We start from the raw sequence: 7,574 nt of genomic DNA on the forward strand, positions 1-7,574 counted from the left end.
GCGCCATAGTCCTTCGAGCCGTCGGCCTTGGTGGGCGCGTTGTCGTAGTTGCCCTTGGGCAGGATGAAGACGGCATTGGCGAGATAGGCAAGCGCGGCGGGGAACGGCGCCTTGAGGTGCAGGCGCACGCTGTGCGGGCCGGTCTTCTCGGCGCTCTTCATCCAGTTGACGTTGGCCTGGGTGATCACGCCGTGCGCCGGGTTGGCCAGGAAGTTCACGGTGTAGACCACGTCCTCGGGCCCGAAGCTCGAGCCGTCATGGAACTTGACGCCCTTGCGCAGCTGGAAATCGATCGTGGTGTCGTTGACCCACTTCCAGCTGGTGGCCAGCAGCGGCTTGTACTCGCCGGTCTTGAGGTCGCGATAGACCAGCCCGTCCCAGCCGAGCTGGCCCATGATCACCAGCTCGCGCGTGTTGTTGTAGTAGGGATCGACGATCGCGACCTCGCGGTCGGTCGCCCAGGTGAGCGTGTCGTTGGCCTTGTTCGCCAGCGCCGGACTGACCCCGGCCAGCGTGACGGCAAGCGCCGCGCACGGCAGAATCCAGTGCTTCATGGTGTGTGTCCTCCCTTTGTTGCCCTGCTGATTCTTCTTCTGATCCGGTCCGCCTGAGTGCCGGACCGTTCGGAGGCGGAGCGTGGCACCATATCCCCCGTCACGCAAGATCGGGCGGCGCCTATCAGAATGGTGATGTGCGCAGGCGCCGGCCCAGGCGGCGCGGCTCGCTACTCCACCGGCAGCGTCAGGCCGGAGGGCCGGGCCCCGCCGGTGCCGATCGTCCAGCTCCCCGGGCGCCCGTAGGGCCACAGCGCGAAGTTGTCGCGATCCGCGCCGGCGAGGCTGAGGCCGATGCGGTGCCCCGCCGGGACCTGCCACGAGACCGGCAGCAGCGGCAGCTCTATCGTGGCCGGCTCGCCCGGCCGCATCGGCTCGGCCTCGGCGCGGGTGAAGGCGCGCCACGGCCAGGTGGTGCGGTAAGTCTGAGGCGGCGCCGAGGTGGCGCGGTGCAGCGCGCGCAGCATCCCCTCGGTGACGTAATGGGCCGAGCCGTCCGGCGCGATGTCCTCGAGATAGGCGAACAGGCAGGCGTCGCGCTGGTCGCAGGCGAAGTCGAGGCCGAGCAGCGGGTGCCCGGTCACCGTCAGCGGCGCGGCCAGCGGCGCCGAGACGAAGCGCAGATAGCGCCCGGGCCGCGCGTCCCAGTCGGCGTAGTAGTCGCGCACGTCGCGAAGCTGCAGGCGGCCATAGCGCGTGTTCTGACCCGTGCCGCAATGGAAATCGGCGCGATAGCGCACCTCCCCCTGGGCGGGCGCGTCATCGGCCAGAATGCCGTCCCCGGTCAGGAACAGCGTGCGCGCGGCCGCGGCCGGCGGCCAGGCCGTGGCGCTCTTCCAGCTCTCGCCGCGCATGGTGTGGTAGTGCACCGGCGCCTCGGCCGACAGGCCGGTGTCGCGGCCCATGACATGCTCGTCGAAAAAGCGCAGCACCGCGGCGTGCACCGGGAACTCCGGCACCTCGCGGCCGCGGAACGGGCTGCCGTTGACGCGCGCGCCGTGGTCCCAGCGGCCGATCAGCAGTGCCTTGGTCTTGCCGCTCACACTCAGGAAGCGGCTGATGGCGCCGTTCGTGTAGGCCCCGTCGCGCCAGCCCGAGATGGCCAGCACCGCCAGGTCGTCGCGAAACAGCTGCGAGACCGCGTGCGGGCTGAAGCTGTCCGGGCTGAACTCGCGGTCATGGGCCAGCGTGGAGTCGCGGAAGGGGAACTCGCGCAGGAAATCGGGCAGATGGGCGTTGGCGGCATGCTCGGCGACCGCCGCGGCCAGGAGCCGCCCCTCCGGGTCGTCGTCCACCGGCGCGGGGCCCGCGAGGCCCGGCTCGGTGAAATAGGCATACTGCCTCAGCGCCTCCCTGCGGTCCTGGTCGAGCGCCTCGACCAGCCGGGCATAGCCGTCGATCAGGTCGCTCAGCCGGATACCGCCGGGGTAGAAGTGGTCGGCATAGGTGTCCCAGACCGCCGAGATCGGCGCGATGGCCCTCAGCGCCCGGTGCCCCGAGGCGGCGGCGAAGTCCGCGGCGGCGCCGAGATAGGAGATGCCGGTCGCGCCCAGCCGGCCGTCGCACCACGCCTGCGCCGCGACCCAGGCGACCACCTCGGCATAGTCCTCGCGCTCGGCGGGCGAGCGAAACGAGTCGCGCCAGCCGGACGAGGCGCCCGTGCCGCGTACATCGACCGCGACCAGCGCATAGCCGCGCGGCACGAACATGTCGCGATAGACCGCAATGTTGGGGCTGGGCTCGACCCCGGCGGAGGCGTCCGCGGACAGCCGGAACCGCCGGTAATAGGGCGTGAAGACCAGAACCGCGGGGACCCCCTCGGCCGGGAGCGCGCCCTCGGGCAGGTGGATGTCCACGGCCAGCCGCACGCCGTCGCGCATCTCCAGATAGAGCGAGCGCGGCCGCGCCGGCACGGCGTGGGTGGGCGCGCGGCGCGCCAGATAGGCCGCCGGGTCGAGGACCCAGGCGGCGGAGTCGAGGGGGCTGTCGCTCACTTGGGGGCTCCTCGGCGCAAGGGGCGGCATCCGAGCACCCCCTAAGGCCGGCGTCAATCGCAGACCGGCACGCCGGCGCGGGGATCCGCGCCGGCCTCCGCACCCCTACCGTTCTAGTCGTTGCCCCCGTCGTTGCCCGATCCGCTCCCGTTGTGGCCGCCGCCCCGGCCGGAGTGACCGCCGCCATGGTGGCCGGAGTGACCTCCGCCATTGTTGCCGGAATGACTGCCACCGTGGTTGCCGGAATGACCGCCGCCGCCGTCACCTGAGTGACCGCCGCCGCCGTCGCCGGAGTGGCCGCCGCCGTGGTTGCCGGAATGGCCGCCGCCCTGATTGCCCGAGTGACCGCCGCCGCCGTCGCCCGAGTGGCCGCGACCGCCGTTTCCGCCACCGCCGTTGCCGCCACCGCCGTTGCCGCCACCGCCGTTGCCGCCACCGCCGTTGCCATTGCCGCCGCTGCCGCCCGATCCGCCGCCGGACCCGCTGCCGCCGTTGCCACCGCTGCCACCGGACCCATTGCCACCGTTCCCGCCGTTGCCACCCGACCCGCTGCCACCCGACCCGCTGCCGCCGCTGCCGGTCGTGCCGACGCCACCGCCCGAACCGCCGCCGGAGCCACCGCTCCCGCCGGACCCCGGCGTCGTGCCCCCACCACCGCCTGCGCCGCCAGCGACGCGCGACCCGTTATGATCGCGATGCTCATGGCCGGAGGGCCAGTGTCCCGCACCCAGACCCACGGCCGTCATGCTGGCGGTCGGCCGCACCGTGCAGGCGATCTCGAAGTCCAGGCATACATCGCCGGTCCGGGACGCGTCCGCCAGGCGCTGCCCGCCCGGCGCGCCCGCATCCGCCGCAAGCGGCACGCGCCCCGTGGGGGCGCAGGCCGCCAGCACGCCCAGCGCGGCGCAACCAAGCAGCAGCCTCAAGCCATTGCCCGGGCCAAGGCGCCGGCCGTGATCGAGCCCGGCACATCGCCCGGCAGTCGAGCTGCTCACTTTATCGTTTGAAATGAACATGTTCTGCCTCCACGCGCGAAACCTCCGCCCCGACACTCGGCCGCCGAAAGCCCTCGGCAGCAGCGGGTCGGGGGACGTGTTTCCTTGTATGGCGCGCGCAGACAGGGCCGGCGTCCCAATCAGGTTTGCGATTGGTTAATCGTGCTCGAAGTCAGGATTCCCCGCGCCCGGCTGTTCCATTTTGCAACAATGTGCCGGGGAGGCCCTTTGGCGGGCCCGCATCCGGCTGCCCCCCGCAGTGTCGGAGCTGCGCCGTGCGGTCCGCGCCCGTCGCCACGCGCAGCCCGGCGCCCCGCGCGGCACTGGGTCATGACCTGAATCAAGGACGCGGCACCCGCATTGCCCGATGCTGTGATCCGCGCGCCACCCCAGGAACGGAGAGCGGCCGATGTTCAAGAACATCCTGGTGCCGATCGACCTCAGGTCCGAAGCCTCGCCGAAGAAGTCCCTACCGATCGCCGGCGACCTGGCGCGGCACTACGGGGCCAGGCTGATCGTGCTCTACGTCGTGCCCGATGTCTGGGCGACGCAGGGCGAGTCGGCGGAGAACCGCGCGCTCACGCAAAGGATCCGCGATATCACCAACGAATGCCTCGGGTCCGACACGGCCGCGCAAATCCTGGTGCGGCACCACAACTCGCCGCACCGTTGCATCCGCGAGGTCGCCGGCGAGGTGGGGGCCGACCTGATCGTGATGACCTCGCATGACCCGGCCCTGCGCGACCTGCGCCTGGGCTCGAACGCAACGCAGGTTGTGCATCACGCTGCGTGCTCCGTGCTCGTCCTGCGTTAGCCCCGCCGGGGCCCCCGCTCGACGCGCATCCGCAGCCCGCGCGGCCCCGCCCGAAATTTTTTCGCCCAGTTGAGCGAGATCAAGTGCCGCGGACCTTGGCCGCGCTATATGGCAGTCCCATATCGAAACCCATTTCTGAAGTGCGTAGGGGGCCGTCCCTTTTGCCGATGGCCCCGCAGACCGCGTCGTACACAAGCGCGCCTGAGCGGACGAATCCGAACCGAGCGCGCCGTTTGCGTTTCCCAGAAGAAAAGAATTTTTCAACGGGAGATACGCCCATGGCCCGCCTCACGGTGGTATCGAACCGTCCCCCCGGCCCGGAGCGAAGCGTCGGCGCCGGCGGCTTTGTCACCGCGCTCGAAGCCGCGCTGGCCGCGCGGGGCGGCCTGTGGTTCGGCTCCAGCCGCCCGGCCGGCCCGGGCCCGGTGCCAAGCGTCTCGCGCGCGGGCGGCTTCACCACCGCGACCATCGGCCTCTCGGAGGCCGAGACCGAGGGCTACCATTGGCTGTCCAACCGCGCGCTCCGGCCGGCGCTGCACAGCCGGCTCGAGCTGGTCAGGATCGACCGCGCCTCCTACGCCACCTACCGCAGCGTGAACCGGCGCCTTGCCGCCTCTCTCACCCGGCTGCTCCGTCCCGACGACACGGTGTGGGTGCACGACTATCACGTCATCCCGCTCGGGCACGAGCTTAGACAGCGCGGCGTGCACGCTCCGATCGGGTTCTTCCTGCACGCCCCCTTCCCCGCCGCCGATGTCTTCGCCTCGCTTCCCTGGGCGCAGGAACTGGCCCGGCTTCTCTCGGCCTACGACCTGCTCGGTTTCCAGACCCGGCGCGATGCCGAGAATTTCCGCGCCTACATCGGTCGCCACACGGCCGGCACGGTGGGCCAGGCGGGCTGGCGGCTCGCCGACGGGCGGTGCGTGCGCATCGAGGCGCACCCGGTGGGCATCGACGCGGGGCGCCAGGCCGTGCTCGCCGCCTCGCCGGCCGTGGCCGCGCGTGCGGCGCATATCCGGCGCTGCCTCGAAGGCCGTCTCGGCATCGCCGGGGTCGACCGCCTGGACTACAGCAAGGGCCTGATCCAGCGCTTCCGCACGCTCGAGCACCTGCTCGAGCGCGATCCGCACTACATCGACCGGGTCACGCTTTGCCAGATCGCCGCGCCCTCGCGCCAGCCTCTGCCCGAGCATCGCGCGCTTCAGGCCGAGCTGGCCGCCGAGTCGGGCCGGATCAACGCGCGCTTCGACACGCTCGGCTGGATGCCGATCCGCTACCTCAACCGCCGCTTCGACCCGGCGCAGGTGGCGGCGCTGATGCGGGCCTGTCGTGTCGGACTGATGACGCCGCTCAGGGACGGCATGAACCTGACCGCGAAGGAATACGTGGCCGCGCAGGACCCCGCCGACCCGGGCGTTCTCGTGCTGTCGCGCTTCGCCGGGGCGGCCGAGCAGCTCACCGGAGCGCTGATCGTCAATCCATATGACACCGGCGAGACGGCCCAGGCCCTGCGCGCGGCGCTGGAGATGCCCGCCGCCGAGCGTATCGCGCGCTGGCGTGCGCTGATGCGCGAGGTGGAAACGCACGACGTGCACGACTGGGCCCGGGGCTATCTGCGCGCGCTGGCCGCAGCGCACGCGAACCGCCGCGCCTACGCGCCCAGCGCCGCCTGATCGGGCCGCGCTGCCGCTCTCCCGCTGTGCTGGGGGCTCCGCCGCACCGGCATGGCGCATGGCATGCCCGATTGAAACGCGCCCCACCCGCGTCACATATGATCTGGATCAACGACTTCCCTCGCAATCCGGCGTCAATTGCCGCGACCACGCTCAGGGAGACGCCGCCATGTACAAGACCATTCTCGTTCCGATCGACCTCGCCCAGGCCGAGCCCGGCCAGAAGGCGCTGCGGATAGCCCGGCAGATCGGCGGCTCCGGTGCGCGGATCCACCTGCTGCACGTGATGCCCGAGATTCCCACCTTCGTCTCGGGCGAGCTGCCCAAGGGACTGCTCGACGAGAACATGGAGCAGGCCGCGGCCGCGCTGAAGGAGCTGGGCGGAGACGGGGTCGAGGCGAAAGTGACCCACGGCCACCCCTCGCGCGAGATCCTGGACTACGCCGGCAAGATCGGCGCCGACCTGATCGTGATCGCCTCGCACCAGCCCGGGCTGCAGGACTACTTCCTCGGCTCGACCGCCGCGCGCGTCGTGCGCCACGCGCATTGCCCGGTGCTGGTCGACCGCTGACCGGGCGAACCGGGGCGCGCGCTCTCGCGAAGCCCGTCACGACACGCCCGACCACCGGGCCGCAGCCGCGCCGGCTGCGCGCATGAATCTCGGCCGTCACAGCGCGATCCGATCTGCCTGCATCCGCACCGATGCCGGTCGATGCCGATCAAGGCACGCCCTTCGGCCAGGTCCCCGGACACGCCCGCCCCGCCTGGCCTCGATGGGCAGGCGGGGCGGCGGTCTGCCCGCTTCGCGGTCCGGCCGGTTACTGCACCGTGATGTCGCCCTGCATCCAGCCCGAGGTCGCCATCGCGCCGGCCCAGCCGCCCGAGCCGGTGGCGCAAGCGGCCATGCACTGCCAGGGATAGGTCCCGGGCTTGGGCGACATGAACCGGTAGACGACCGTGGACAGCACCGGCATCGGGATGTTCATGAAGAAGTCCTCGCCGTTCACGGTGAAGGTGTGCGCGACCTGTTTCACCGGGATTTCCCTGACCACGGTGCCCGCGTTCGGGGCGATAGTCGCCGGCGTCCCCTTGATCACGCGCATTTCGCGCCCGACCGTGCCCCTCACGATGTTGTAGCCCTTCGGGATGTCGGCCGCGCCGTCATCATAGCAGCGCACCGTCACCTGGATCAGGCGGTGCGCCGGCAACACCAGGTTTGCGGGTATGTATTTGGGCCAGTCCTTCTTGCCGGTCACCTTGCCCGTGACGATTTTCTGCGAGACATCGAGAGGCCCTTTGCTATCGGCCGCAGCAGCCTCGGCGTTCGGACCCAGTGCGAGCGTCATCATTGTGATCGCAACGCCACCGGCCGAGAACTGCAGGAACCTGCGGCGGTCGGAGTCGACAGGATCGAGGGATTTTCTGCTCATCGTTGTTTCTCCTTTCATGTCCCGACGACGCCCGGATTAACAACGCCTTGGCAGAATGTGTTGAGCCAGATCAATTCGCTCCGCGCCTGATACAGTTTGCCGCGGGTCCGCCGC

General features: G+C 70.8%; 7 protein-coding genes. 3 read left to right on the forward strand and 4 right to left on the reverse strand.

Annotated elements, in window-relative coordinates:
• The 3 genes from AC32QD_RS07955 to AC32QD_RS07965 all read right to left on the reverse strand — a co-directional run.
• Positions 1-554: ABC transporter substrate-binding protein (locus AC32QD_RS07955; protein ID WP_492009956.1), on the reverse strand; the 554-nt coding region annotated here is incomplete at its 3' end.
• Between the two features lie 170 nt (positions 555-724).
• Complete coding sequence (locus AC32QD_RS07960; RefSeq protein ID WP_492009957.1) at positions 725-2,548, reverse strand: CocE/NonD family hydrolase; 1,824 nt, start codon at positions 2,546-2,548, stop codon at positions 725-727.
• Between the two features lie 113 nt (positions 2,549-2,661).
• Complete coding sequence (locus tag AC32QD_RS07965; RefSeq protein ID WP_492009958.1) at positions 2,662-3,564, reverse strand: hypothetical protein; 903 nt, start codon at positions 3,562-3,564, stop codon at positions 2,662-2,664.
• Positions 3,565-3,952: 388 nt separating this feature from the next.
• On the opposite strand from AC32QD_RS07965, the gene AC32QD_RS07970 reads away from it, so the two are divergent.
• The 3 genes from AC32QD_RS07970 (at position 3,953) to AC32QD_RS07980 (ending at position 6,601) form a co-directional block, all read left to right on the forward strand.
• Entirely contained in the window at positions 3,953-4,357 is a 405-nt protein-coding gene (locus AC32QD_RS07970) for a universal stress protein (RefSeq protein ID WP_492009959.1), read from the forward strand.
• A gap of 278 nt (positions 4,358-4,635) precedes the next feature.
• Positions 4,636-6,030, forward strand: coding sequence for an alpha,alpha-trehalose-phosphate synthase (UDP-forming) (locus tag AC32QD_RS07975; protein WP_492009960.1), 1,395 nt, complete (start codon positions 4,636-4,638; stop codon positions 6,028-6,030).
• Between the two features lie 169 nt (positions 6,031-6,199).
• The gene (locus AC32QD_RS07980) at positions 6,200-6,601 is read left to right on the forward strand and encodes a universal stress protein (RefSeq protein WP_492009961.1); all 402 of its coding nucleotides are present in this window, start codon (positions 6,200-6,202) and stop codon (positions 6,599-6,601) included.
• Between the two features lie 247 nt (positions 6,602-6,848).
• On the opposite strand, the gene AC32QD_RS07985 is transcribed toward AC32QD_RS07980, so the two are convergent.
• Positions 6,849-7,460 (reverse strand): cupredoxin domain-containing protein, encoded by a 612-nt coding sequence (locus AC32QD_RS07985; RefSeq protein ID WP_492009962.1) that lies wholly within the window; start codon positions 7,458-7,460, stop codon positions 6,849-6,851.
• Positions 7,461-7,574: the final 114 nt, after the last annotated feature.

It is taken from the genome of Thermohalobaculum sp., assembly GCF_058622915.1.

What these genes read in the sequence shown, in the direction of transcription:
- AC32QD_RS07975 (WP_492009960.1), top strand. Translation starts at nt 4,636, where the DNA reads ATGGCCCGCCTCACGGTGGTATCGAACCGTCCCCCCGGCCCGGAGCGA.
- AC32QD_RS07970 (WP_492009959.1), top strand. Translation starts at nt 3,953, where the DNA reads ATGTTCAAGAACATCCTGGTGCCGATCGACCTCAGGTCCGAAGCCTCG.
- AC32QD_RS07965 (WP_492009958.1), bottom strand. Translation starts at nt 3,564, where the DNA reads ATGTTCATTTCAAACGATAAAGTGAGCAGCTCGACTGCCGGGCGATGT.
- AC32QD_RS07980 (WP_492009961.1), top strand. Translation starts at nt 6,200, where the DNA reads ATGTACAAGACCATTCTCGTTCCGATCGACCTCGCCCAGGCCGAGCCC.
- AC32QD_RS07985 (WP_492009962.1), bottom strand. Translation starts at nt 7,460, where the DNA reads ATGAGCAGAAAATCCCTCGATCCTGTCGACTCCGACCGCCGCAGGTTC.